Below are 21,950 nucleotides of genomic sequence, written 5' to 3' on the forward strand. Positions count from 1 at the left end.
GGCTATAATAGCCGTCCTGAACGTTGATCCGGAGTCAACTAAGTGTCTGACGACTCAATACGAGAGCAGAGCCGGCCATCGCCTGATGCATTGCTGGAAAGTGCGCAGCGGGAGACGCGGGGCCACCTCAAGATCTTTCTTGGGGCGGCGCCGGGTGTGGGCAAGACGTATGAGATGCTCATGTCGGGCCGGGCTCAGCGGGCCGATGGCGTCGACGTGGTCATCGGGGTGGTCGAGACCCACGGGCGGGCCGAGACCGAGGCTCTGGTCGACGGGTTCGAGATCGTTCCGCGCCGCACTGTGCCGTATCGAGGGCATGTGCTCGATGAGATGGATATCGACGCAATTCTGGCGCGCAAGCCGGCGCTGGTCCTGGTGGACGAGCTCGCCCATACCAACGCGCCGGGCAGTCGCCATCCGAAGCGCTATCTCGACGTCGAGGAACTGCTCGCCAACGGCATAGACGTCTACAGCACCCTTAACATCCAGCACGTCGAAAGCCTCAACGACGTGGTAGCGCAGATCACACGGATCCGGGTGCGCGAGACCGTTCCGGATTCGATCATTGACCGCGCCGACGATATCGAAATCATCGACATCACGCCGGGCGACCTGATCAAGCGCTTGAACGAGGGCAAGGTCTATCTGCCCAAAACAGCCAAGCGCGCGACGCAGAATTATTTTTCGCCCAGCAACCTGACAGCCCTTCGTGAGTTGGCGCTGCGGCGCACAGCGCAGCGGGTCGATGACCAGTTGGTCACGCATATGCAGGCGCATGCCATCGCCGGCCCCTGGTCGGCCGGCGAGCGCGTCCTGGTGTGCATCAACGAACGGCCCGGAGCGATGGCGCTTGTCCGCTACGGCCGCCGTCAGGCCGACCGGCTTCGTGCGCCATGGGCCGCGGTTCACGTCGAGACGAGCAAGGATGCCCGACTCTCAGAGCAGCAGAAGGACAAGATCGCCAGTGCATTGCGTCTTGCCGAGCAGCTCGGCGCCGAGGCTGTTACCCTTCCAGGCGAGAACGTTGCGCAAGAGATCCTGGCCTACGCATCGACCAACAACTATGCGCACGTCATCGTCGGCATGCCGACCTCGCCCAGGTGGCGGGAGATATTCGCGGGCTCCGTTTCGCATGATCTGATCCGCGCCAAGACGGATGTGAGCGTGCATGTCATCTCGCCGGGCAACGGCGAGGAAACGCGATCTCCAGCGACCGTCAGCGCGCGGCCCAAACGACGAATCGACTTCGGCCACTATCTGTGGAGTTCGCTCTACGTCGCCATGGCGCTAGGCATCGGAACGGCGCTCTCGCGCTTTCTGGACGTCCGCAACATCGCCCTCGTCTTTCTGATGGCCGTGCTGGCCTCGGCTATGGGCGGCGGCCTCTGGCCGGCGCTGTTCGCTTCCGTATTGGGCGCGCTAGTCTTCAACTTCTTTTTCCTCGAACCGCGCTACACGCTGGATATCGGCGATCCCGAGAGCGTCGTCGCCTTCGCGTTCTTTCTCGGCGTTGCGGTGATCGCCAGCAATCTTGCCGGGCGTGTTCAACGCCAGGCTGTGACAGCACGTCAGCGGGCCAAAACGACCGAGGGCCTTTATCTGTTCAGCAAGAAGCTCGCCGGCGCCGGGACCTTGGGCGACGTTCTTTGGGCGACGGTCTATCAGATCGCCTCGATGCTTCAGGTCAGGGTCGTCGCTCTACTGCCGGAGAATGGCCGCATCGCGGTCCAGGCGGGTTTCCCGCCCGACGATACGCTCGATGACGCCGACATTGCGGCGGCCCAATGGGCCTGGGAGCATGACAAGCCTGCAGGGCGTGGAGCGGACACGCTGCCGGGTGCGAAGCGCCTCTACCTTCCCCTGAAAACCGGTAGGACACGGGTGGGCGTCATTGGTCTGGACAATGACAAGCAAGGGCCGGTTCTGACGCCCTTGGAACAGCGGCTGTTCGACTCACTGGCAGATCAGGCCGCTCTGGCGATCGAGCGCATCCAGCTGGTCGCCGATGTCGACAATGCGCGTCTGGCCGCCGAGGCGGACAAGCTGCGCTCCGCGCTTTTGACGTCACTATCGCATGACCTCAAGACGCCTTTGGCGTCGATCCTCGGATCTGCGGGAGCGCTCAGAGACTATTCGACATCCCTGACCGATTCCGGTCGGGTCGAGTTGCTGACGACAATTGTCGAAGAGGCCGAGCGGCTGAACCGGTTCATCGCGAACCTTCTCGACATGACACGGCTGGAATCCGGCGCTGCGGCGGTGTCGCTGACGCCGCTGTTCATCGGCGACAGCGTCGGCAGCGCCCTGCGCCGTGCCGAGAAGATATTGGCTCTCCACAGGGTAGACCTTGCAGTGCCGCCCGATCTGCCGATGGTTCGGCTCGATCCGGTCCTGTTCGAACAGGTGCTGTTCAATCTGCTCGACAATGCCCGCAAATACGCACCGTCAGGGTCGCAGATCGCGCTTCGGGCGTGGGCGGACGAGAGCCACGTCACATTGCAGGTCGTCGATGAAGGGCCCGGCATTCCGCCCGACGATCTCACCAGGATTTTCGACAGTTTCTATCGCGTCCGGAAGAAGGACCACGTCCAGGCTGGAACCGGGCTTGGACTTTCCATCTGCAAGGGATTTGTCGAGGCGATGGGCGGAACGATTTTCGCGACCAACGGGGCCGACAGACCCGGCGCCATTTTCACGCTGCGGTTTCCGATCGGACCGGAGCCCTCGACTTTGGAAGGAAGGATATGAGTACGTCCGTAGTCAAGATTCTCGTCGTCGATGACGAACCGCCGATCAGGAAGCTCCTGCGTGTCGGGCTGACAGCAGAGGGCTATGCCATGGTCGAGGCTGCAAACGGCGAGGAGGCCGTCGCGCTCCTTACAGAGGAGAAGCCCGATCTCATTCTGCTCGATCTTGGGCTGCCCGATATCTCCGGCCATGAGCTGCTCGAAAGGTGGCGGGCCGAGCTTGTCGAGCTGCCGATCGTGATCCTCTCCAGCCGGACCGATGAAACGGGCATCGTCAAGGCGCTGGAACTGGGCGCCGACGATTATCTGACCAAACCATTCGGGATGCGCGAGCTAGCGGCGCGCATTCGGGTGGCGCTCAGGCACAAGCTCCAGCAGCAGGGCGAACGCCCGATATTCCAGGTCGGCGATCTCTCGGTCGACCTGGTGAAGCGGATCGTCAAGGTCGCAGACAAGGAGGTGAAGCTCTCACCCAAGGAATATGAAATCCTGCGCGTTCTCGTGCAGCACGCGGGCAAGGTCATTACGCACCAGCACATCCTCAAGCATGTGTGGGGCGGCGCGACCGATGTCCAATATCTGCGGGTCTATGTCCGCCAGTTGCGGCAGAAGATCGAGGCCACGCCCGATCAACCGCAATATATCCTGACTGAAACAGGTGTCGGTTACCGCCTCCGTGAGCCGGAGCAGTGACCGCGCGCGCTCGTCCACGGGCGGGCGACTTAACGTGAGTACTCTTATGAACCTGTCATCTGCAATTGCACCAGAGGACGTGATCCTTGATCTATCCATCTCGACAAAAGCCGTCCTGATCAAGAAGCTGGCCGCGCATGCGGCCGCCCGCACGGGGCTGACCGAGGAAGCGATCCACACAGCTTTGCTGGGCCGCGAACGTCTGGGTTCGACCGGCATCGGTCATGGCGTCGCCATGCCTCATGCACCGGTCCCCGGGCTGCAGACATCATTTGCGGCGCTGATGGTGCTGAAGAAGCCAATCGATTTCGAGTCGGTGGACGACCTTCCCGTCGATGTTGTCTTTCTGCTGCTGTCGTCCCCCGAAGGCAGCAACGAATACCTGAAGATTCTCGCGGCGGTCGCCCGTCGGACGCGCGATGAGCAGGTCATGAAAATGCTGCGCGGCGCGAAGACCGCGCCTGCCGCGTATTCTGTCCTGGTAGAACAGCCGGTATGAGGAGGTTCCGACGGCCGGATCGACAAGAGGTCGTCGAGGTCACCGGCGTCGCCCGAACGGCGGTGCCGGGGCTGACCGTGGTCGTCTTTTCCAAATGGGATTGTTGCTCAAGGCCGTTGGTCCTGAGGCATTTATCGCTTCCTCCGCCGATTGATTGAAGGGCGACCGGATGGAGGAGGAAAACCAGGACTCAGAGGGGCCTTCTTTTCCTCCCGTGTCCACGAAGATCCCGTTTGACCTGAGTTCGCTTCAGTATGTCGTGGCGGCGGCGGACTATCGCAGCTTTCGGCGCGCTGCGGAGGCGTTGGGGCAATATCCGGCGACGGTGAGCCGGGGCGTGCAACGCATTGAGGATGTGGTGGGCGTTTCTTTCTTCGAGCGATGCCCCTCCGGGATTCGCCTGACGCATGCCGGAGAGCAATTTGTCGCCGCCGTCCGTCCAGCGATTGAGCAGATCATGCGAGCGACCCAAACCGCCGGCGCGGCGGGCCGCGGCGAAAACGGAAGCCTTAGCATCGGCGTTCTGACGTCGCTTGCGGGCGGGTTTCTGAGGGAGCTCATCGAACAATATGCCTTGTTGCACCCGGAGGTATCCATCGAGATCAGGGATGGAGGAAGGGCCGAACACATAGCCGCACTGCGGTCCCGGCAACTGGATATCGCTTTCTTTACCGGGAATGGCGCGATCGCCGATTGTGAAACCGCCGAGCTCTGGCAAGAGCGGGTGCATGTTGCCTTCTCGGCGGATCATCATCTAGCCGAGCGTGAATCGATTGAATGGTCGTGGCTCCGCGACCAGAAATTCCTGGCGACGAAATGCGCGCCCGGACTTGAGGTCCACGATTACATCGTTCGTCGGTTGGCGGATTACAGCAACTATCCCGCCATCAAAATCATGCCATGCAACCAGGAGACCTTGATGAACATGGTCGCTATCGGCAGAGGCATAACTGTGGTGTCGGCCGGCTGGAGCTTTGTTTCCGTCCCCCGGCTCGTACTGCGACCTCTGGTCGAGGACGAAGACATAGTCCCGTTCAGCGCAGTCTGGGCGCCTGGCCGGGATAACCCGTCACTTCGGCGTTTTCTTTCGCTAGCCTCGAAACTAGCGTCCAAAGACTCTGGAGAGCGCCTGAGGCGGCTTATCTGATCTTGCCGGATCGGGGTCCGGGTCGCGATCACTCGCGATGTCGGCGCGCTTTGGCGAACCCCCGGTCCGTCGCCATAAACCGCTCAAGCATCGGAACAATGAGCTTTTTGGGGTCGATGACGGGTTGGCCGGATTCACGGCCAAGCGCGTCCGCATAGGCACTGAGGTCGCGGTGAAGAGCGCCGGGGAGATCCAGGGTTATCTTCACCGGCTTGTCCTCGGCGATCGGGCCGAGCTTCAGTTTGGTCATTGCGCTGCTCCATAGGGTTCGAGCACCAGGTCGCGGGTGACGATCACGCGGACCGGGAATCCCGGCCGGATTGTCAGGGTGGGCGCGACCTGCAACTGGCGGCGGATGATCTGCTGGCCAGCGTCATTGATGGTGTCCTGGGCGCCGTCGCGAATGGCGCGGATCAGACGGTCCTCATCGTCGACGGCGATCTCGGCGCCCACGGCGAGAAGGGTCGACAACCCGGCGGCTTTCGCAAGGTCCCACCAATGGTAGTCGACGCCGTCCTCAAGGCCGGCATAACCTTGCGTGTCGGCGCCGGGCTGGCGTTCCAGGACGATAGAGCGCCCGTTCGGCAAGATCAGCCGGTTCCAGACCAAGAGCACGCGGCGCTGTCCGAAACCGACATCGTTGCTGTATTCGCCGATGATACGGGTGCCCTGGGGGACGAGCAGGATGCGGCCGGTGGGACTGTCATAGATGTGCTCGGTCACCTGCGCGGTGATCTGGCCGGGAAGGTCGGAGCGGATGCCGGTTATGAGGGCGGCGGATATCACCGCGCCGGCCTGAAGCACATAGGGCGATGCCGGGGCCATGACGCGATCTGGCGAGACCGTGCGCCGATCGACAGCAGCGTTCAGGAAAGCGCTCTGCCGCTCCTGGGCTGTTGGTGTTCCCATCTGACCCGGCAGGCCGAGGCCCGCCAGCGACGGACTGCTCATGGCTGGGGTTGCAGGCGGTGCGCCCGTTCCAGGTCCTGTTTGGAAGAACACCCGGCTCGTTCGGGCTGCTTCCTCCTCGGCGAGACGGCGTTGCTCCTCGGGATCGACCTGGGGTGTCGCCATTGCTGGCGGCACGACGGGCTGGCCGCGGTTCTGGGCGTCGAGGATCGGACCGCCGAGATCGCCTGGCAAAGGTGGGCCGAGGACCGGTCCGGTATAGTCGCGCGGCAGTCCCGCAAGACCATCGGCAGTGGTTCTGTTCTCCGTGGAATAGAGCTCCTCGTTGCCCGGCCCGCCTTGGCGCGTCTGCAACGCATAAATCAGCGCGCTGCCGATGCCGATGCTGGCGATGAGGCCGACACCAGCCAATACCTTGCGGGACAGCCGGGTGACGCGCGGAGGCTCAGCGCGCAGCCGCATGGTCGAGGTTGACGCGACAGTGGGACCGGCGGGCGCCAGGCCGTCATCGCGGTTATCTTCCTTGTTGCTCATGACGCTGGCCTCCCGTCGGTGCGGACAATCCTGACGGTTTGCTGGCGGTCGCCGCTGCCGAGTCTCAGCTCGGCCGCGCCGAAGAGGCGATCGACGATCAGGATGTGCTGGAAAATGCGGCTGTTGACGATTTGCGCTTCGCCATCGGAGCCAATGACGAACAGCGGCGGCATCTCGCCTTGGACGATGCCGCGCGGGAACTCCACATAGACCCGCCGCCCGTCATCATAGACCGACACGGGCCGCCAGGGCGGTGAATCACCGGTCAAGCCGTAGCGATAGTTGCGCGCCGAGGCGACGGGGATGACGGGGGTCGCCGGGACGCTCTGCCTCTGACCTGCGGGCGGCTGCGGGTAGGCCCAAGCGACGGCGGGCATATAGGGCGCTTCCCCGGAGCGCAGTTCGATCATGTAAACCCGCCGATCGGTCGTGATAACGAGGTTGGTCGTGATGTCAGTGCGACTTGGTTTGACGAGGATATGGACGCGACGGGTCGCGCCGCTGCCGCTTTCGGTATCGCCGATGATCCATCGTGCCGTGTCGCCAGCGGCGATGGGGCCGGCTCCGGTCAGGCTCTCCCCTGGCTCCAGCGCGATATTGGTGATTTGGCCGGGCGCGGCATAGACCTGATAGAGCGCGCCTTCGCTCCAGGGATAGATCTGGATCGAGTTGAAATAGCCTTCGCGGCGAGGCTGAACGCGGGCGGCCGAGTTGGCGTTCTGGACGCGCCCCTCCGGGGTGTTGGCGGCTGTCCCCCCTCTTGCCGGCGTCCATGCCGGAGGGACATGCAATGGCCTCGGCGGCGCGTCCGTGACGACTGCCGGCACGGCGGGCAGCGGCGGCACGTCCGAATCGTAACTGATTTGCGGCGGCCGATTGGTCGCGCAACCGGCAAGCACGGTCGCGGAAAGCAGAACGATCGCGAGGCCAGATCTGGAAAAACCCTGAAACGCGGATTTGCTCATCGGAGGGCGGCTCATTGGCTCATCTCCCGCGACCAGTTGATGGCATTGACGTAGATGCCCAGAGGATTGGCGCGGAGGCGTTCTGCGTCGCGCGGCGTCTGGATGACGATGGTCAGGATGGCGGTCCAGCGTTCCGTTCGGGCGAGCTGGCCGTTTTCATAGTGACGCTCTGTCCAGGCGACACGGAAGCTATCGGGGGAAGCCCGGATCACACTTGAGACTTCTACGGCGACTTGCTGGCGGCCGACCCGTGTGAACGGGTCGTTGGAGCGGGCGTAGTCGTTCAGCGCTGCGGCGCCGCGATCAGTGGTCCATTCATAAGCGCGAAGCCAGTTCTGGCGCACGATGATGGCGTCAGACGGAATCGCGCGGGTCTGTTCGATGAAGCGAGCAAGGTGGAAAGCGATCTGAGGGTCGTTGGGCCGATAGTCCGCGGAGGCTGGCGCGACGGTTTGCGCCTGGCCGAGATTATCGACCTGCACGACCCAAGGCACGACGGTCCCGCGAGCTGACTGCCAGACCAGGGCTGCGGCAAACCCCGCTGTGAGAATCAGGCTGCCGAACGCCATGTAGCGCCAGTTCTTCGCCTGCACGCGGGCCGAGCCGATGCGTTCGTCCCAGACCTGAGCAGCCTTCTGATAGGGCGTTTCAGGCTCGGGTGTCTTGCCATAGTGGGTTGCGGGTCGTTTGAAGAGGCTCATGAGCGATCACTTTCAGAAAGGTTGACGGAAGAGCCGCCGCCATGGCTGTCGCCGGAGCGCACGGCGTGACCGGCCGCTGAGACGCCGTGGCTGAGGGCCTGGCTGCGTTTCATGCGCTTCGCCCAGTCAGGGGCTCCATCTCGCGGGGGGCTGGCGGAAGCGGCGGCAGCGTCGGCGCCGCCGATGGTCCCCATGGTCGAGGACCCGCCGGTGGCTCCGAAACCGGCCTTCGCGCCGTCGGCGAAGCTGGACTTGACGCTTTCGCCAGCTTTCGTTGCGGCGCGCTTGAGCGGCGATGCGGCAGCCGAACCTGCTGCGCGTGCGACGCCTCCGAGGCCCGAGGCCACGCCCGACGCGCCAGTCTGACCAAGAGAACCGAGACTGTAGGCCGAAGATGCGGCGCCGGCAGCGGCAGCGCCACCACGCACGGCGGCGGCTCCACCGGATATGGCGGCGGCGCCGCCTTTGACGGCCAGACCCGCTGCACCACCTGCGGCCAGCGCCGCGCCGCCGACGGCAAGCCCCGTGCCCACAGCGGCGCCGGCGCCGAGCTGCGGACCGCCTGAGACGAGGCCGCTGGCGATGCCAGGACCGAAGATTCCCAGGCCGAGCAGCGAAAGCGCAGCGAGGACCACTGCCATGGCCTCGTCAATCGTAGGGGTCTCGCCGCCGAAGCCAGCGGTAAACTGGGAGAAGAGGGTCGATCCGATGCCGATGATGACGGCAAGCACCAGAACCTTGATGCCGGATGACACGACATTGCCCAGCACGCGTTCGGCCATGAAGGCGGTCTTGCCGAACAGCCCGAAGGGTATCAGCACAAAGCCCGCAAGCGTCGTCAGCTTGAACTCGATCAGCGTTACGAAGAGCTGCACGGCCAGGATGAAGAAGGCGAGAAGCACCAGAGCCCATGCGAACAGCAGGCAGGCGATCTGGATGAAGTTCTCGAAGAAGGCGATCCACCCCATCAGATCGGAAATGGATTCGAGCAATGGACGGGCGGCATCGAGGCCGGTCTGCGCCACCTTGCCGGGGCGCAAAAGATCCTGAACGGTGAAGCTGGTGCCCGAACCCTTCAGACCGAGGCCGGCGAAACTGTCGAAGACGATGTTCGCCAGATTGTTCCAGTTGCCGATGATGTAGGCGAAGACGCCGACGAAAAGTGTCTTCTTTACAAGGCGCGCGATGATGTCGTCGTCGGCTCCCCAGGACCAGAAGAGCGCGGCCAGCGTCACGTCGATGACGATGAGGGTTGTGGCGATGAAGGCGACCTCGCCGCCTAGCAGGCCGAAGCCGGAATCGATGTAGCGGGTGAAGGTGCCCAGGAATGTGTCGATGACGCCGGTGCCGCCCATGGATCACTGTCCTTGATTCTGAGATGGGGCTGTGGGCGCCGGCGCACGGCCGAGGAAGCGGTCGCGGGTTTCGGCCCAGACGCGCATGCAGTCCGCATCGCTTGCGGCGCTCTGACCAAGCTGCTGGCACCGGCGTTGAGCCTCGCGCAGGGGATCTCGAACGGGCTCTGCGAGACGCGCGGGCTCCTCTGCGGGAGCTCCCTCCTTCCGGGTCATCTCGATCGCCGTCGCAGTGATCGCGATGGCGACGAAGACGACCGCGCCGAGCCGGGCCAGCAGCTTGCCATCCATGCTTGCGCCCTCAGTTGCCGTTGTTGAACATCTGGGCGTTGCCGGGCTGATAGCCGGAGCCAGGCGTCAGGAACCGGCGGCGTTGTTCGCGCCCCTGTTCGGCTGCGGCAGCCCTTTCTGCTTCGGTCAGCGCCCCGGCACGTCCATCGGCCGCGAGCAATGCGACAAGATCGGAGAGCTGCTGCGACTGGAGAGCGAGAAGCTGGTTGCCGGCCTGGGTCGCCTGGAGCGCGCCTGTCGCCCCCTGGCTTTGGCCGACCAGCGTCGAAACTTCGGCGCGGTTCGTGTCGATGTTGCCGACCACGCCGGCCTGGACGCGCATTGCGTCCTGCAGTCCGCCCACGGTGTTCTGCCAGCGTGAGCGTGCATCGGCGACGAGCTGTTGATCCGTCGTCGACAGTGAGACATTGCCGTATTGTTGCTGAAAGGCCCGATCGATGCTCTGAACATCGAACGCGATGTTCTGAGCCTGGCTCAAAAGCTGTTGCGTGCGCTGAAAGCCCTGTTGAAGCTGCTGGAGCGAGGAATGCGGCAGGCTCGCGAGATTGCGCGCCTGATTGATGAGCATCTGCGCTTCATTCTGGAGCTGTGTGATCTGGTTGTTGATCTGCTCCAGCGTGCGCGCGGCAGTGAGCACGTTCTGCGCGTAATTGGACGGATCATAGACGATCCGTCCGAAGCCAAATTGAGCATGCGCCGGAGAGATGAAGATCGGCGACAGGGCGACGGGCATCGCCAGCATTGTCGCGGCCGTGAATAGTGCGCGCGAGCGGGAACGATGGATGGTCATGACGTAGTCTCCTTGGGGGCTGGGGGAACGAGATTGGCGAGATCGGGGATAAGGTCGGCGGCCCAGTCGACGCCGCGCAGGCGCAGCCATGCGGGGAGGAACCCGTCTGGCCCATGCTCGGCGAAGATCCTGGCGATAGCCGTCTGATCGGTTTTGGAAGAAGCCGCAGTGAGCGCGAGGCCCACTTCGGAGAGGCCCAGGTCGAACAAGCGATTGCCGCGTCGCGACTGGCAGTAGTAGTCCCGCTTCGGGGTGGCCCGCGCGAGGATCTCGATCTGCCGATCATTCAATCCGAAGCGACGATAGATTGCGGTGATCTGGGGCTCGATCGCCCGCTCGTTAGGCAGCAGCAGCCGCGTCGGGCAGCTTTCGATGATGGCCGGGGCGATCGCCGAGCCATCAATGTCGCTGAGCGATTGGGTGGCGAAGATGACCGATGCGTTCTTCTTGCGAAGGGTCTTCAGCCATTCGCGGAGCTGACCTGCGAAGCCTTCGTCATCGAGGGCGAGCCAGCCTTCGTCGATGATCAGCAGTGTGGGCGATCCGTCGAGGCGGTCGCCGATGCGGTGAAAGAGATAGGCGAGAACGGCGGGCGCTGAGCCTGTGCCGACAAGGCCCTCGATCTCGAACGCCTGCACCGCTGCATGCCCGAGATGCTCGTTCTCGGCATCAAGAAGCCGACCATAAGGCCCGCCGACGCAATAGGACCGCAAGGCTTGCTTGAGATCGATCGATTGCAGCAGCACGCACAGGCCGGTGATGGTCCGTTCTTGGACAGGGGCGGAGGCGAGCGACGTTAAGGCGGACCAGAGGTGTTCCTTCACCTCTGGCGTGATCTGGATGCCTTCGCGCATGAGGATGGCGATGAGCCAGTCAGCGGCCCAGGCGCGTTCGGGCACGTCATGGACGCGCGCGAGAGGCTGAAGTGATACGGAAGACTCGGCGCCGTCCGTCAGATCACCGCCAAGGTCGTGCCAATCGCCGCCCATAGCCAATGCCGCGGCCCGAATGGAGCCGCCGAAGTCGAAGGCGAAAACCTGAGAATTTTCGTAGCGGCGGAATTGGAGCGCCATCAGCGCCAGCAGCACGGACTTGCCCGCACCAGTCGGACCGACGACGAGCGTATGGCCGACATCTCCGACATGAAGGGAAAACCGGAACGGGGTGCTTCCTTCGGTCTTGCCGAACAGCAAGGGGGGCGACCCGAAGTGCTCGTCCCGTTCCGGCCCCGCCCACACCGCTGAAAGCGGGATCATGTGGGCGAGATTGAGCGTGGAAATCGGCGGCTGCCGAACATTGGCGTAGACATTGCCCGGCAGCGAGCCGAGCCATGCGTCTACGGCGTTGATGGTCTCGGGCATGGCGGTGAAGTCGCGGCCCTGGACCACCTTCTCGACCAAACGCAGCTTTTCGTCAGCGATCCGCGGGTCTTTGTCCCAGACGGTGATGGTCGCCGTGACATAAGCCTGGCCGGCATAGTCGGCCCCTAGTTCCTGAAGTGCGAGATCGGCGTCTGCGGCCTTATTGGCTGCGTCGGTGTCAACGAGGGCGGACGCCTCGTTGGTCATGACCTCTTTCAGGATTGCGGCGATGGATTTGCGCTTGGCGAACCATTGCCGCCGGATCTTTGTCAGCAGCTTGGTGGCGTCGGTCTTGTCGAGCAGGATTGCCCGTGTCGACCAGCGATAGGGGAATGCAAGACGGTTCAGCTCGTCCAGGATTCCGGGTGTCGTCGCAGTGGGAAAGCCGACGATAGTGAGGATGCGCAGATCGGAATGTCCCAGACGCGGCTCAAGCCCGCCGGTAAGCGGCTGATCGGCGAGCAGCGCATCCAGATAGATCGGCGTTTCGGGGACCCGCACCCGATGATGGTTGGTTGAAACGCAGGAATGCAGATAGGTCAGTGTCTCGGCGTCATCGAGCCAGCCGCATTCCGGCATAAAGCCATCGAGCAGCGACAGCACCCGGTCGGTGCGATCGATGAAGCCGCGCAGAACCTCATGCGGATCGACGCCGCTTCGGTCGCGTCCCTCATAGAGCCATGCTTCAGTCCGCGCCGCATCTTCGGCCGGCGGGAGATAGGTGAAGGTGAGGAAGTAGCCGGAAATGAAATGGGCGCCGGCTTCCTCGAAGTCCGCCTTGCGCTCGGCATCGACCAAGGCCGACGCCGGATCGGGAAAACGGCTCTCGGGATAGGTCGAGGATTCGTGCCGTTGCGCTTCAACGAAGATCGCCCAGCCAGAGCCGAGCCGACGGAAGGCGTTGTTGAGGCGTCCCGCGACTGCAACCAATTCGGCCGCAACGGCACTGTCGAGGTCGGGGCCGCGGAAGCGTGCGGTACGCTGGAACGAACCGTCCTTGTTGAGGACGGCGCCCTGGCCCACCAGAGCCGCCCAAGGCAGGAAATCCGCCAGGCGGCTGGAAGTGCGGCGATATTCAGCGAGGTTCATCATGAGCGCTGCTCCTTCAGACCGACAGGTGGCCGGGGATGCGCAGATGCCTCCGGCCGACCTCGACGAAGAGCGGGTCGCGCTTGGCGGCCCAGACGGCGGCGAAGTGGCCGACAACCCAGATGGCCAGGCCGACAAGCCAGAGGCGCAGACCGAGGCCAACGGCTCCGGCCAAAGTGCCGTTCATGATGGCGATGGAGCGCGGTGCGCCGCCGAGTAGGATGTGCTCGGTTAGCGCCCGGTGGACCTGCACGGTGAAGCCCGGCACCTCGTCGAGCTGTTCCAGCCTCCCCGCCATCACACGAGCGCCCCGCCGCCGAACGAGAAGAAGGAGAGAAAGAAGCTGGATGCGGCGAACGCGATCGACAGACCGAACACGATCTGAATCAGACGGCGGAACCCGCCGGACGAGTCGCCGAAGGCCAGTGTGAGGCCGGTGACGATGATGATGATGACCGCGACGATCTTGGCGACCGGGCCCTCGATCGATTGCAGGATCGATTGAAGCGGCGCTTCCCAGGGCATGGACGAACCGGAAGCGTGAGCGGCGGGGGCGAGGATCAGGGTCGCATAGGTGACGGCTGCTACTGCCGTGACATGGCGGCGGATGCGCCGGGCGTGACGGATCATGAGGGATCTCCTGTTGGGCTTGAGGCTGAGGTTGCGGGAGTGACGCGGTAGTCGCCGTCCGGGCCGAGGCCATCGACGCACGCGAGTTCGGCGAGCCGGCGTTGCGAGCCGCGACCAGCGAGAACAGCGACGAGGTCGATGGTCTCCGCGATCAGCGCTCTTGGGACGGTGACGACGGCTTCCTGGATGAGTTGCTCGAGGCGGCGCAGCGCACCGATCCCTGTGCCGGCATGGATGGTGCCGATGCCGCCCGGATGACCCGTTCCCCAGGCCTTGAGCAGGTCGAGAGCTTCGGAGCCGCGGACCTCTCCGATCGGAATGCGGTCTGGTCGCAATCGCAGCGAGGACCGCACCAGATCCGACAAGGTGGCGACACCGTCTTTGGTGCGCATGGCGACGAGGTTGGGTGCGGAGCATTGCAGCTCGCGCGTGTCCTCGATGATGACGACGCGATCCGTGGTCTTGGAGACCTCGGCGAGCAACGCATTGGTGAGTGTGGTCTTGCCGGTCGAGGTGCCGCCGGCGACAAGGATGTTGGCCCGGGCGGCGACCGCCTCGCGCAGAGCCTCGGCCTGGTCCGCCGACATGATTCCGGCGGCCACATAGTCGTCGAGCGTGAAGACTGCGACGGCAGGTTTGCGGATCGCGAAAGCCGGCGCCGCAACAACTGGGGGCAACAGGCCCTCAAACCGCTCCCCCGTCTCGGGCAGTTCGGCCGACACCCGCGGATTGCCGGGATGGACCTCGGCGCCGACATGGTGCGCGACGAGTCGCACGATCCGTTCGCCATCTGCGGGCGCTAGCTGCTCGCCTGTGTCAGACAGGCCTTCGGACAGCCGGTCGATCCAGAGCCGGCCGTCAGGATTGAGCATCACCTCGACGATCGACGGGTCTTCCAGAAAGCGGGCGATCGCCGGCCCAAGGGCCGTGCGCAGCATGCGCGCGCCGCGCGTAATCGCTTCTGTTTTCTGGTGAGATGCCGCCATGTCGTCCCCTTGCGGCCAGGGACCGTTCAGCCGGCCCTGGATCGGGGACGATTAAAAGAGCCCGAAATTGGGCCAGTTCAACAAGTCTTTGTCGTAGTAGGGCTGTGGCGTGCAAATACAGGAAAACGGCGGCGGAACCTGGTCAGCAACACAATCTGATGGCCGGCGGTCGAAGGCGAAATTTCAAAAAACCGGACAACTGCTCCGGTTTTGCTCGCCATGCCAAGCGGCCTGAGTATGATAAGCGAATCATGGCGTGTGCTGCGTGCGCCAGGGTCTCACCCTAATACGGAGAAAAGAACAACTCTGTCCCAGAGGATGCAGCCCTATGGCCTCAACTCAGCCCGTCAGCCCTAATCAGGGCCGAATCAATTCCACGCTCCGGCAATTCCTCGACAATGAAGCCTCTGGCGGCATCCTTCTCATGGCCGTTGCAGTGCTCGCCATCCTCACAGCAAATTCGCCTGTCGCCGGGAGCTACTTCTCGGCGCTACATGCCTATATCGGCCCATTGAGCGTCCAACACTGGATAAATGACGCGCTAATGGCCTTGTTCTTTCTGTTGGTCGGGCTTGAGATCAAGCGCGAGATGTTGGACGGGCAATTGTCGAGCTGGAGTCGTCGGTTGCTACCGGGGGCCGCCGCTGCTGGCGGCATGGCCGTTCCGGCAGTGATCTACATAGCATTTAATCTCGGCGATCCTGCCGCCCTGCGTGGATGGGCAATTCCGTCAGCGACCGACATCGCCTTTGCGCTCGGTGTCCTGTCTTTGCTCGGGCCAAAAGTGCCGGCGTCGTTGAAAATCTTCCTCGCAGCACTGGCGATCATTGATGATCTGGGCGCGGTCATCGTGATCGCATTATTCTATACGCCCGATTTGAACTTCGTTGCTCTCGGTGGCGCGGCTCTGGTTATTAGCGCTCTGGTCGTCCTGAACAGGTCGGGTGTCATGCGCCTTTGGCTCTATCTGGTTCTCGGAGCTGTGCTTTGGGTTCTGGTGTTGCGCTCCGGCGTTCATGCCACACTGGCCGGAGTCATTCTGGCGTTGACCATTCCTATTCGCCTCACGCCCGGAACGCCGGAAGCATCGCCCTCAGTTTCGCCGTTGCATCAGCTCGAACATGCCCTCCAAAAGCCTGTCGCCTTCCTAATTGTTCCTATTTTTGGCTTTGCCAATGCTGGCGTTTCCTTTTCAGGCGTTACCCCTGCTGTCTTGATCGAGCCACTGACGCTCGGTGTGGCGGCCGGTCTCGTAGTCGGTAAGCTGGTCGGCGTGTTCGGCACCGTAGCCGCTCTGGTGCGGCTAGGACTTGCCGATCTTCCCGCCGCAGCAAGCTGGGGGCAGACACTCGGCGTTGCGCTGCTGAGCGGAATTGGCTTCACAATGAGCCTGTTTATTGGCCTGCTGGCGTTTGACGAACCTGCGATGCAGGATCGAGTCAAGTTCGGGATTTTAGCCGGATCCCTAATCGCAGGGCTGGCTGGTTATACCGTCCTTCGTGTAACAGACCGTCGGAAGGCGGCGTCGACGATAGTTTCGTAAAGGGAATATAGCCACCGTCGGGAGCGCCTCGAGTTTAGCGCTGTGATAGTTAGGGCTTGCAATCTGTCATGGCGCTCACCGATCCGGACGAAAAACTTCATCTGACGATGTTGGCGATCGCCCGTCATCAACATCGTCAGGTATTTCGCGCAGGAAGCTTTGGCCTTGCTGCAGGCGCCGCCCGACGGTTTCGATGAATCCTTCGTACCGTTCGCGGCCCTTGGCCTGTGCAGCGGCATGAGCATCGCCGGTCAGTGGCGGCGTGACGGACAGCCAGAAGCGAACGAACAGAGCAAGCGTCTCGGCTGTGATGCCGAGGTCGCGCTCGATCCGCTGGATCTGCCTCGTCATCCGGTCGAGACGACGGGTCAGCGCAGCCTCGCGTTTGTCCGCTCCATCAGGTGAGAGAAAGGAGGCGACGGCAGCCTCTACGATCGCCGAGCGCGAGATTTTCTTGCGGTCGGCAAGATCGGCGATCTGGCGCAGCATGTCGGGCGGGAAATACACATTCATCCGGTCGCGCATGGCTCAAAGCTCCATATTGTCGTTGGGGTCCATCGAGACCTGACGGGCGATGCCGCTCATCCGGCGGCGAAGGGCCTGGCGCTGACGTGCAGCGTCCTCTGGCTCATCGTCGAGCAGCACAGAGAATTCCTCGGCCGGGTTCGGGTCGGTCGTTTCCTTGACGATGGCGACGTGGTCGGGAAGTTCTGGCTCGCGACGCAGGCCGCTATTGGCGGCGTCCTGTTCTGCCTTATGGATCTCAGCCAGCAAGACAGCGTCCGGGACCTGGGGCGCCAGTTCGGTCCAGGCGTCCTTCCGCTTGGTCAGGCTCGTCTGCGTGGGATTGGGCGGAGGCAGTACGCGCTCGACGAAGCGCTTGTCCTCGAAATAGCGCGCCTTGTTGGCCCGGATCGGCGGGGTAGCGGCCAGCATGACGATTTCGTCATTTGGCGGGAGCTGCATGATCTCGCCGGGCGTCAGCAGCGGTCGCGCGGTCTCGGAGCGCGAGACCATCAGATGGCCGAGCCAGGGCGAGAGACGATGTCCGGCATAGTTCTTCATCGCCTTCATCTCGGTGGCGGTGCCGAGCGCGTCGGAGACACGTTTGGCGGTGCGCTCGTCGTTCGTGGCGAAGCTCACCCGCACATGGCAATTGTCGAGGATGGAGTTGTTGGCGCCGTAGGCCTTCTCGATCTGGTTGAGCGACTGGGCGATGAGGAAGGCCTTCATGCCGTAGCCGGCCATGAAAGCGAGCGCGCTTTCGAAGAAGTCGAGACGGCCGAGCGCGGGAAACTCGTCGAGCATCATCAGCACGCGATGTCGACGCGCCTTGGTGTGCAGATCCTCTGTAAGGCGCCGGCCGATCTGGTTGAGCACAAGCCGGATCAGCGGCTTGGTGCGCGAAATGTCCGAAGGCGGCACGACGAGGTAGAGCGTCGCCGGTTGCTGGTCCTCAATCAGGTCGGCGATGCGCCAGTCGCAGCGCCGGGTCACCTCGGCGACGACGGGATCGCGATAGAGACCGAGGAACGACATGGCGGTCGAGAGCACGCCGGAGCGCTCGTTGTCTGATTTGTTCAAGAGCTCGCGCGCGGTCGATGCGATGACCGGATGAGGACCGGCTTCGCCCAGATGCGGCGTGGTCATCATCGCCGCCAGTGTCGTCTCGATCGGGCGCTTCGGATCGGACAGGAACCCGGCGACACCGGCGAGCGTCTTGTCTTTCTCCGCATAGAGGACGTGCAGGATCGCGCCGACCAGCAGGGAATGGCTGGTCTTCTCCCAGTGATTGCGCTTCTCCAACGAACCTTCGGGATCGACGAGCACATCGGCGACGTTCTGGACGTCGCGCACTTCCCATTCGCCGCGCCGTACCTCGAGCAGCGGATTGTAGGCGGCGGAGTTCCGGTTGGTCGGATCGAAGAGCAGCACGCGGCCGTGCTTCGAGCGGAAGCCTGCGGTGAGCTGCCAGTTCTCGCCCTTGATATCGTGAACGACGACGGAGCCGGGCCAGGTCAACAATGTCGGAACGACGAGCCCAACGCCCTTGCCGGATCGGGTCGGCGCAAAGCAGAGCACATGCTCCGGCCCATCGTGGCGAAGATAGTCCTGGTCGAGCTTGCCGAGCACCACGCCATCGGGATTGAGCAGGCCCGCGGCCTTGACCTCCTGTGGCTTTGCCCAGCGGGCTGACCCATAGGTCGCGATGTTCTTCGCTTCACGAGCTCGCCAGACCGACATGCCGATGGCGACGGCAATGGCGATGAAGCCGCCGGACGCTGCGATCATGCCGCCCTTGGCGAAGATCCCCGGCGCATAGGCGTCGAAGAAGTACCACCACCAGAAGATGGCTGGGGGATAGTAGATCGGCATGCCGCCAAGCACGAACCAAGGTGTGCCGAGCTGCGCCTGAAAGCCGAGGCTCCAGGCAACATACTGGGTCGCGCCCCATGTCGTGAACAGCACGATCAGGAAGACAACCAGGATTTGGCCCCAGAGGATTTTGGTCGCGGACATTAGCGGGGTCCTTTCTTGTTGCTTGTGGTGGTCACAGGCCGAGCCCCCGCTGTCGGCCGAGGCTCCATTCGATGCCGCCGTTACCCTTGGCGACGCCGGCAATGTGCTGGCCGAGTTTCTTTTCGAGCGGCGGGGACCAGGGCACGAGTTGGAAGCCGAGGCCGTTGTCGATCATGGCGAAGCGGCCAGAGGCCAGCGAGACGCGCTGGCGGTAGAGACCGGCGACGTGCTCGCCGGCCTGAGCCTTCTGGAAGGGCAAACCAGTCTCTGCCTGAAGCTTTGCGCCGACGGCATCGAGTTCGCGCTGTCGCAGGGTGTTGAGAAGATCGCGCTGCAGGATGATGCGCTGGCCCTGCCGCCGCGCGAGACCTTCTTCAGCCAGATGTTCGGCGCGCGCCTTCATGGCGTCACGCACCTCTGCGCCGAAGCCGCCGGTCGACATGGGCATGGCTTCACGCTCGACCAGACGATGATCGAGCCATGTCGCGCCGGGTGCCGTGACCTGCCGGTTGAGATCGAAGTCGGACCGGTTGGCGAGCACGAGTGTCGGGCGCTTGTCGTCCTCACCGCCGAACCGCCGCACCTCGACGATGCCGCCGATCGGCGGGGAATGCTCGAAGGTCTCTATCCCACGGAAGCGGACATGGTGGGCACGGCCGTCCGTGCCGTCGATCACGGCATAGGCTTCGCCGGTCAGTTCGTCGTGCAGGCCGCGATCGACAAGACGGCCGATGATGGGAGAGCCTGCGCCGCCGACATCGATCACATAGTCGGAGAAGCCGCGATCCTGTCCGCGTTCTGTGAAGGCGCGGTGCATGGTCTTGATGATGTCGCCGCGCGTGCCGAGATCGCGTAGCGTGCGTTCGGCCTGGAGCCCGACGGTCCATTTGCCGGGAGCGCCTTGTGCAGCCAGCTCCATTTTTTCGAGATGCTGGAGGCGGCCAACCATCAGGCGGCGGAGTGACGGATCGGACTTGCCGTTCGCCTCGGGCCGCAGGTCGATGAAGCCGGTTTCATCGGCGGCGATGCGGATCTCGACATCAAGGCGCGTCCAGCGTTCGGCCGTGACCTCCCTCTCCAGCGCGTTGCGGATTTCATGTTCGGGTTTGGGGCCGAGTTCGAGCGAGACCAGATCCTCGGCGCGGGAGCGCAGGCCTCGGCTGATGTAGTCGCGGGAGATCACCAGATCGGCACCGGTCTGATCAACGCCGCGCACCAGCAGATGAACATGGGGATTGTCGGTGTTCCAATGATCGACGGCCACCCAATCGAGCTTCGTGTCGAGATCCGATTCCATCTGACTGACAAGGTCGCGGGTGAATTCGCGCAGGTCGGTCATGTCGCCGGCGTCTTCGGGCGAGACGATGAAGCGGAAGTGGTGCCGATCGTCCTTGCAGTGATCGGAGAAGGCGAGATCGTCGGCGCGCTCGTTCGTGGCGTCGAACATCACGCCCTTCTCTCCATCCCGGCTGACACCCTCGCGCTTGAGATAGGAGAGATGGGCCGAGAGCGGCGCTGAGCGGAACGACTTGCCCTGGTGGCGGACGACACGCGCCTTGACCACGACGCGGCGCGAGGCGCTGAAGATGCGCGAGCGGCTGAAACTGACGCGGCCGCGGCCGAAGGTCGAGTGACCACGGCTGGCGCCGCCGCGCTTGGCGGTTCGCACCTCGCCGGAGCTATGCCCTGCCTTTTTCGAGGCCCGCAGCACCTGGTTGATGAAGCTCTTCGGCTTGGGGGCGCGGGTGGATTTGATGCGGCCAGGGCGGACGCGGAATTCGCTGTCGCCCTCGCTCATCGAACTGCCCTTTCCGAAGGGGCTAACGGGCACAGTGCCGGAAACACCATTGAAATCGCTGCATAAAGTAGCAATCGCGGCACGCGACCCGACCGACCGGCACGCCAAAAGCCAAGCCATGTCAATGGTTTGTGCGAATTTGGCGCGGCCCTTTTATCTCGCCGTCCTGCTGTCGTTGCTCTCTGCCCCTCCCACCCTTCCGCACAACGCTCTCTGGAACACGCCAAGGTGCGCCATGATGCGAACCGGCTCATTGCGGGTCTCCATCGTCGGCACGGGCAACGAAAATGCTGCCGCTTTGCACAGAATTGGTGGGACCTTCGCCCGATGACGGCGCAGTCCGGGCGTCGTTTTCTTGCGGTTCGGATATCGTTTTGCGCGCATCCAGACCGTGGGCTGACGGCGTGACGAAGAGCGGAGCTCGCCGCCAAGCGTGCGGATCGGCGGCGGCAACAGTGACGGTCCCCGGTGCGGGTGGCGACAGGTTAGCCCCGCCGATCAATGGCGCGAGCGTGGCGACATAGGCGCGGGTTTCTGCCGGAAGGGGGCGGCCCGCGAGGTATTCCTCATAGCGTCCGGGTCCAGCGTTATAGGCTGCAAGAAAGCCCGGCGATCCGAAGCGATCGTACATTTCGCGCAGATAGGCCGTACCAGCGATGATGTTGTCGCGCGGGTCGAACGGATCGCGTCCAAGGCCATAACGGACGCGCAATTCCGCCCAGGTGGCGGGCATGACCTGCATCAGGCCCATTGCGCCCGCCGATGAGACGGCGCCCACGTCATCGGCGCTTTCGACGCGGCGCACCGACCTGATCCAGTGTTCGGGAATGCCGAAACTCTGCGAGGCTTCGGTCACGAAGGCGGCGTGAGGATCGTGGATTGGCTGCGCGATCGACTGAGCGCTCTGCGCCAGAACAGCGAGCGGCGGCGCGGCGGAAACAGACAGGCCGGAAAGGAGGAAGAGGATGATGCACCGGGCAGCGCGAGGCCGCCCGGTTGACATCGGCGATGCGGGGTTCGTGCGAGCGATCCGCATGCGCTATTCCCGTTCGCCGCGCTTCTGAGGGCGGCTCCAGTGCAAAGACCAGGAGGTCGTATCAGCCCCGTTCTGGAACAGGCGGGCACGGATCGGCTGCGCAAAGCTGGGGTCGTCGATCAGCAGTGACAGATATTCGCCAGCCTTTTCGCTGGACTCCGTCCAGGCCGCGCCGATCTCCGGTGCGTTATCGTCCGCGCCGTGATGGACGCGGTGGCTCGGCGCGTTCTCGACGTCCGAAGGATCGACGGGAACGATGGTGATCTCGCGAAACAGGGTGAGCGTATGAATGCGGCCGGTGAAGCCAGATTCCTCGCGGGTGAATTCGCCGATTTGCGGCATGGCGGTTTCCTTTC

General features: G+C 63.5%; 21 protein-coding genes. 5 read left to right on the top strand and 16 right to left on the bottom strand.

Annotated elements, in window-relative coordinates; translation table 11 throughout:
- Window positions 1-42: 42 nt before the first annotated feature.
- The 4 genes from MKS82_RS02430 (at window position 43) to MKS82_RS02445 (ending at window position 5,086) form a co-directional block, all read left to right on the top strand.
- Entirely contained in the window at window positions 43-2,748 is a 2,706-nt protein-coding gene (locus tag MKS82_RS02430) for a sensor histidine kinase (protein ID WP_240578299.1), read from the top strand.
- Entirely contained in the window at window positions 2,745-3,440 is a 696-nt protein-coding gene (locus MKS82_RS02435; RefSeq protein ID WP_119036644.1) for a response regulator transcription factor, read from the top strand. Before MKS82_RS02430 ends, MKS82_RS02435 begins: the two co-directional genes overlap by 4 nt.
- Before the next feature lie 46 nt (window positions 3,441-3,486).
- On the top strand, window positions 3,487-3,939 hold the full coding sequence (locus MKS82_RS02440) for a PTS sugar transporter subunit IIA (RefSeq protein WP_114076017.1): 453 nt from the start codon (window positions 3,487-3,489) through the stop codon (window positions 3,937-3,939).
- Between the two features lie 169 nt (window positions 3,940-4,108).
- Window positions 4,109-5,086: a LysR family transcriptional regulator gene (locus tag MKS82_RS02445; protein ID WP_114076018.1), complete on the top strand. Its 978-nt coding sequence runs from the start codon at window positions 4,109-4,111 to the stop codon at window positions 5,084-5,086.
- A 28-nt stretch (window positions 5,087-5,114) separates the two neighbouring features.
- Here the strand turns inward: MKS82_RS02445 and MKS82_RS02450 are convergent, their stop codons facing one another.
- From MKS82_RS02450 to trbB, 11 genes are all read right to left on the bottom strand, one after another.
- Complete coding sequence (locus MKS82_RS02450) at window positions 5,115-5,336, bottom strand: DUF2274 domain-containing protein (protein ID WP_114076019.1); 222 nt, start codon at window positions 5,334-5,336, stop codon at window positions 5,115-5,117.
- Entirely contained in the window at window positions 5,333-6,457 is a 1,125-nt protein-coding gene (locus MKS82_RS02455) for a TrbI/VirB10 family protein (RefSeq protein ID WP_199286205.1), read from the bottom strand. Before MKS82_RS02455 ends, MKS82_RS02450 begins: the two co-directional genes overlap by 4 nt.
- Before the next feature lie 68 nt (window positions 6,458-6,525).
- Window positions 6,526-7,494, bottom strand: coding sequence for a P-type conjugative transfer protein TrbG (gene trbG, locus MKS82_RS02460; protein WP_240578300.1), 969 nt, complete (start codon window positions 7,492-7,494; stop codon window positions 6,526-6,528).
- 11 nt (window positions 7,495-7,505) lie between these two features.
- Complete coding sequence (gene trbF, locus MKS82_RS02465) at window positions 7,506-8,195, bottom strand: conjugal transfer protein TrbF (protein WP_010395139.1); 690 nt, start codon at window positions 8,193-8,195, stop codon at window positions 7,506-7,508.
- A complete protein-coding gene (gene trbL, locus MKS82_RS02470) occupies window positions 8,192-9,550 on the bottom strand; it encodes a P-type conjugative transfer protein TrbL (protein ID WP_114076022.1) in 1,359 nt (452 codons plus the stop codon). Before trbL ends, trbF begins: the two co-directional genes overlap by 4 nt.
- A gap of 3 nt (window positions 9,551-9,553) precedes the next feature.
- The gene (gene trbK-alt / locus MKS82_RS02475; RefSeq protein ID WP_119036646.1) at window positions 9,554-9,841 is read right to left on the bottom strand and encodes a putative entry exclusion protein TrbK-alt; all 288 of its coding nucleotides are present in this window, start codon (window positions 9,839-9,841) and stop codon (window positions 9,554-9,556) included.
- Between the two features lie 10 nt (window positions 9,842-9,851).
- The gene (trbJ, locus tag MKS82_RS02480; RefSeq protein ID WP_119036647.1) at window positions 9,852-10,631 is read right to left on the bottom strand and encodes a P-type conjugative transfer protein TrbJ; all 780 of its coding nucleotides are present in this window, start codon (window positions 10,629-10,631) and stop codon (window positions 9,852-9,854) included.
- Window positions 10,628-13,084 carry a conjugal transfer protein TrbE gene (gene trbE / locus MKS82_RS02485; protein WP_119036648.1) on the bottom strand — a complete coding sequence of 819 codons (2,457 nt, stop codon included), beginning with the start codon at window positions 13,082-13,084 and terminating at the stop codon, window positions 10,628-10,630. The genes trbJ and trbE overlap by 4 nt, the downstream gene beginning before the upstream one ends.
- A gap of 13 nt (window positions 13,085-13,097) precedes the next feature.
- Window positions 13,098-13,379 (bottom strand): VirB3 family type IV secretion system protein, encoded by a 282-nt coding sequence (locus MKS82_RS02490; RefSeq protein WP_003170524.1) that lies wholly within the window; start codon window positions 13,377-13,379, stop codon window positions 13,098-13,100.
- Window positions 13,379-13,711, bottom strand: coding sequence for a TrbC/VirB2 family protein (locus MKS82_RS02495; protein ID WP_114076026.1), 333 nt, complete (start codon window positions 13,709-13,711; stop codon window positions 13,379-13,381). The genes MKS82_RS02490 and MKS82_RS02495 overlap by 1 nt, the downstream gene beginning before the upstream one ends.
- A complete protein-coding gene (gene trbB, locus MKS82_RS02500) occupies window positions 13,708-14,697 on the bottom strand; it encodes a P-type conjugative transfer ATPase TrbB (RefSeq protein WP_119036649.1) in 990 nt (329 codons plus the stop codon). The genes MKS82_RS02495 and trbB overlap by 4 nt, the downstream gene beginning before the upstream one ends.
- A 328-nt stretch (window positions 14,698-15,025) precedes the next feature.
- Between trbB and nhaA the strand changes: the two genes are divergently transcribed.
- Window positions 15,026-16,240, top strand: coding sequence for a Na+/H+ antiporter NhaA (gene nhaA, locus MKS82_RS02505; protein ID WP_240578301.1), 1,215 nt, complete (start codon window positions 15,026-15,028; stop codon window positions 16,238-16,240).
- Window positions 16,241-16,315: 75 nt separating this feature from the next.
- Here nhaA and MKS82_RS02510 read toward each other — a convergent pair whose 3' ends face one another.
- The 5 genes from MKS82_RS02510 to MKS82_RS02530 form a co-directional block, all read right to left on the bottom strand.
- Window positions 16,316-16,765: a CopG family transcriptional regulator gene (locus MKS82_RS02510; protein WP_119036651.1), complete on the bottom strand. Its 450-nt coding sequence runs from the start codon at window positions 16,763-16,765 to the stop codon at window positions 16,316-16,318.
- A gap of 3 nt (window positions 16,766-16,768) precedes the next feature.
- On the bottom strand, window positions 16,769-18,760 hold the full coding sequence (locus MKS82_RS02515; RefSeq protein ID WP_119036652.1) for a conjugal transfer protein TraG: 1,992 nt from the start codon (window positions 18,758-18,760) through the stop codon (window positions 16,769-16,771).
- Between the two features lie 31 nt (window positions 18,761-18,791).
- Window positions 18,792-20,558 (bottom strand): relaxase/mobilization nuclease domain-containing protein, encoded by a 1,767-nt coding sequence (locus MKS82_RS02520; protein ID WP_119036653.1) that lies wholly within the window; start codon window positions 20,556-20,558, stop codon window positions 18,792-18,794.
- Between the two features lie 250 nt (window positions 20,559-20,808).
- Entirely contained in the window at window positions 20,809-21,594 is a 786-nt protein-coding gene (locus tag MKS82_RS02525; RefSeq protein WP_119036654.1) for a lytic transglycosylase domain-containing protein, read from the bottom strand.
- A gap of 3 nt (window positions 21,595-21,597) precedes the next feature.
- The gene (locus tag MKS82_RS02530) at window positions 21,598-21,936 is read right to left on the bottom strand and encodes a DUF736 domain-containing protein (RefSeq protein ID WP_119036655.1); all 339 of its coding nucleotides are present in this window, start codon (window positions 21,934-21,936) and stop codon (window positions 21,598-21,600) included.
- Window positions 21,937-21,950: the final 14 nt, after the last annotated feature.

Origin of the sequence: Ochrobactrum sp. A-1 (assembly GCF_022488005.1) — a bacterium.
GTDB lineage: Bacteria > Pseudomonadota > Alphaproteobacteria > Rhizobiales > Rhizobiaceae > Brucella.

Bases quoted from the DNA above. Each gene is read 5' to 3' on its own strand.
- MKS82_RS02450 (WP_114076019.1), bottom strand. From the start codon at position 5,336: ATGACCAAACTGAAGCTCGGCCCGATCGCCGAGGACAAGCCGGTGAAG.
- trbK-alt (WP_119036646.1), bottom strand. From the start codon at position 9,841: ATGGATGGCAAGCTGCTGGCCCGGCTCGGCGCGGTCGTCTTCGTCGCC.
- trbJ (WP_119036647.1), bottom strand. From the start codon at position 10,631: ATGACCATCCATCGTTCCCGCTCGCGCGCACTATTCACGGCCGCGACA.
- MKS82_RS02435 (WP_119036644.1), top strand. From the start codon at position 2,745: ATGAGTACGTCCGTAGTCAAGATTCTCGTCGTCGATGACGAACCGCCG.
- MKS82_RS02520 (WP_119036653.1), bottom strand. From the start codon at position 20,558: ATGAGCGAGGGCGACAGCGAATTCCGCGTCCGCCCTGGCCGCATCAAA.
- trbL (WP_114076022.1), bottom strand. From the start codon at position 9,550: ATGGGCGGCACCGGCGTCATCGACACATTCCTGGGCACCTTCACCCGC.
- MKS82_RS02510 (WP_119036651.1), bottom strand. From the start codon at position 16,765: ATGCGCGACCGGATGAATGTGTATTTCCCGCCCGACATGCTGCGCCAG.
- trbB (WP_119036649.1), bottom strand. From the start codon at position 14,697: ATGGCGGCATCTCACCAGAAAACAGAAGCGATTACGCGCGGCGCGCGC.
- MKS82_RS02490 (WP_003170524.1), bottom strand. From the start codon at position 13,379: ATGGCGGGGAGGCTGGAACAGCTCGACGAGGTGCCGGGCTTCACCGTG.
- nhaA (WP_240578301.1), top strand. From the start codon at position 15,026: ATGGCCTCAACTCAGCCCGTCAGCCCTAATCAGGGCCGAATCAATTCC.
- MKS82_RS02515 (WP_119036652.1), bottom strand. From the start codon at position 18,760: ATGTCCGCGACCAAAATCCTCTGGGGCCAAATCCTGGTTGTCTTCCTG.
- trbF (WP_010395139.1), bottom strand. From the start codon at position 8,195: ATGAGCCTCTTCAAACGACCCGCAACCCACTATGGCAAGACACCCGAG.
- MKS82_RS02455 (WP_199286205.1), bottom strand. From the start codon at position 6,457: ATGCGGCTGCGCGCTGAGCCTCCGCGCGTCACCCGGCTGTCCCGCAAG.
- MKS82_RS02530 (WP_119036655.1), bottom strand. From the start codon at position 21,936: ATGCCGCAAATCGGCGAATTCACCCGCGAGGAATCTGGCTTCACCGGC.
- MKS82_RS02440 (WP_114076017.1), top strand. From the start codon at position 3,487: ATGAACCTGTCATCTGCAATTGCACCAGAGGACGTGATCCTTGATCTA.
- MKS82_RS02495 (WP_114076026.1), bottom strand. From the start codon at position 13,711: ATGATCCGTCACGCCCGGCGCATCCGCCGCCATGTCACGGCAGTAGCA.
- MKS82_RS02445 (WP_114076018.1), top strand. From the start codon at position 4,109: ATGGAGGAGGAAAACCAGGACTCAGAGGGGCCTTCTTTTCCTCCCGTG.
- MKS82_RS02525 (WP_119036654.1), bottom strand. From the start codon at position 21,594: ATGCGGATCGCTCGCACGAACCCCGCATCGCCGATGTCAACCGGGCGG.
- trbE (WP_119036648.1), bottom strand. From the start codon at position 13,084: ATGATGAACCTCGCTGAATATCGCCGCACTTCCAGCCGCCTGGCGGAT.
- trbG (WP_240578300.1), bottom strand. From the start codon at position 7,494: ATGAGCAAATCCGCGTTTCAGGGTTTTTCCAGATCTGGCCTCGCGATC.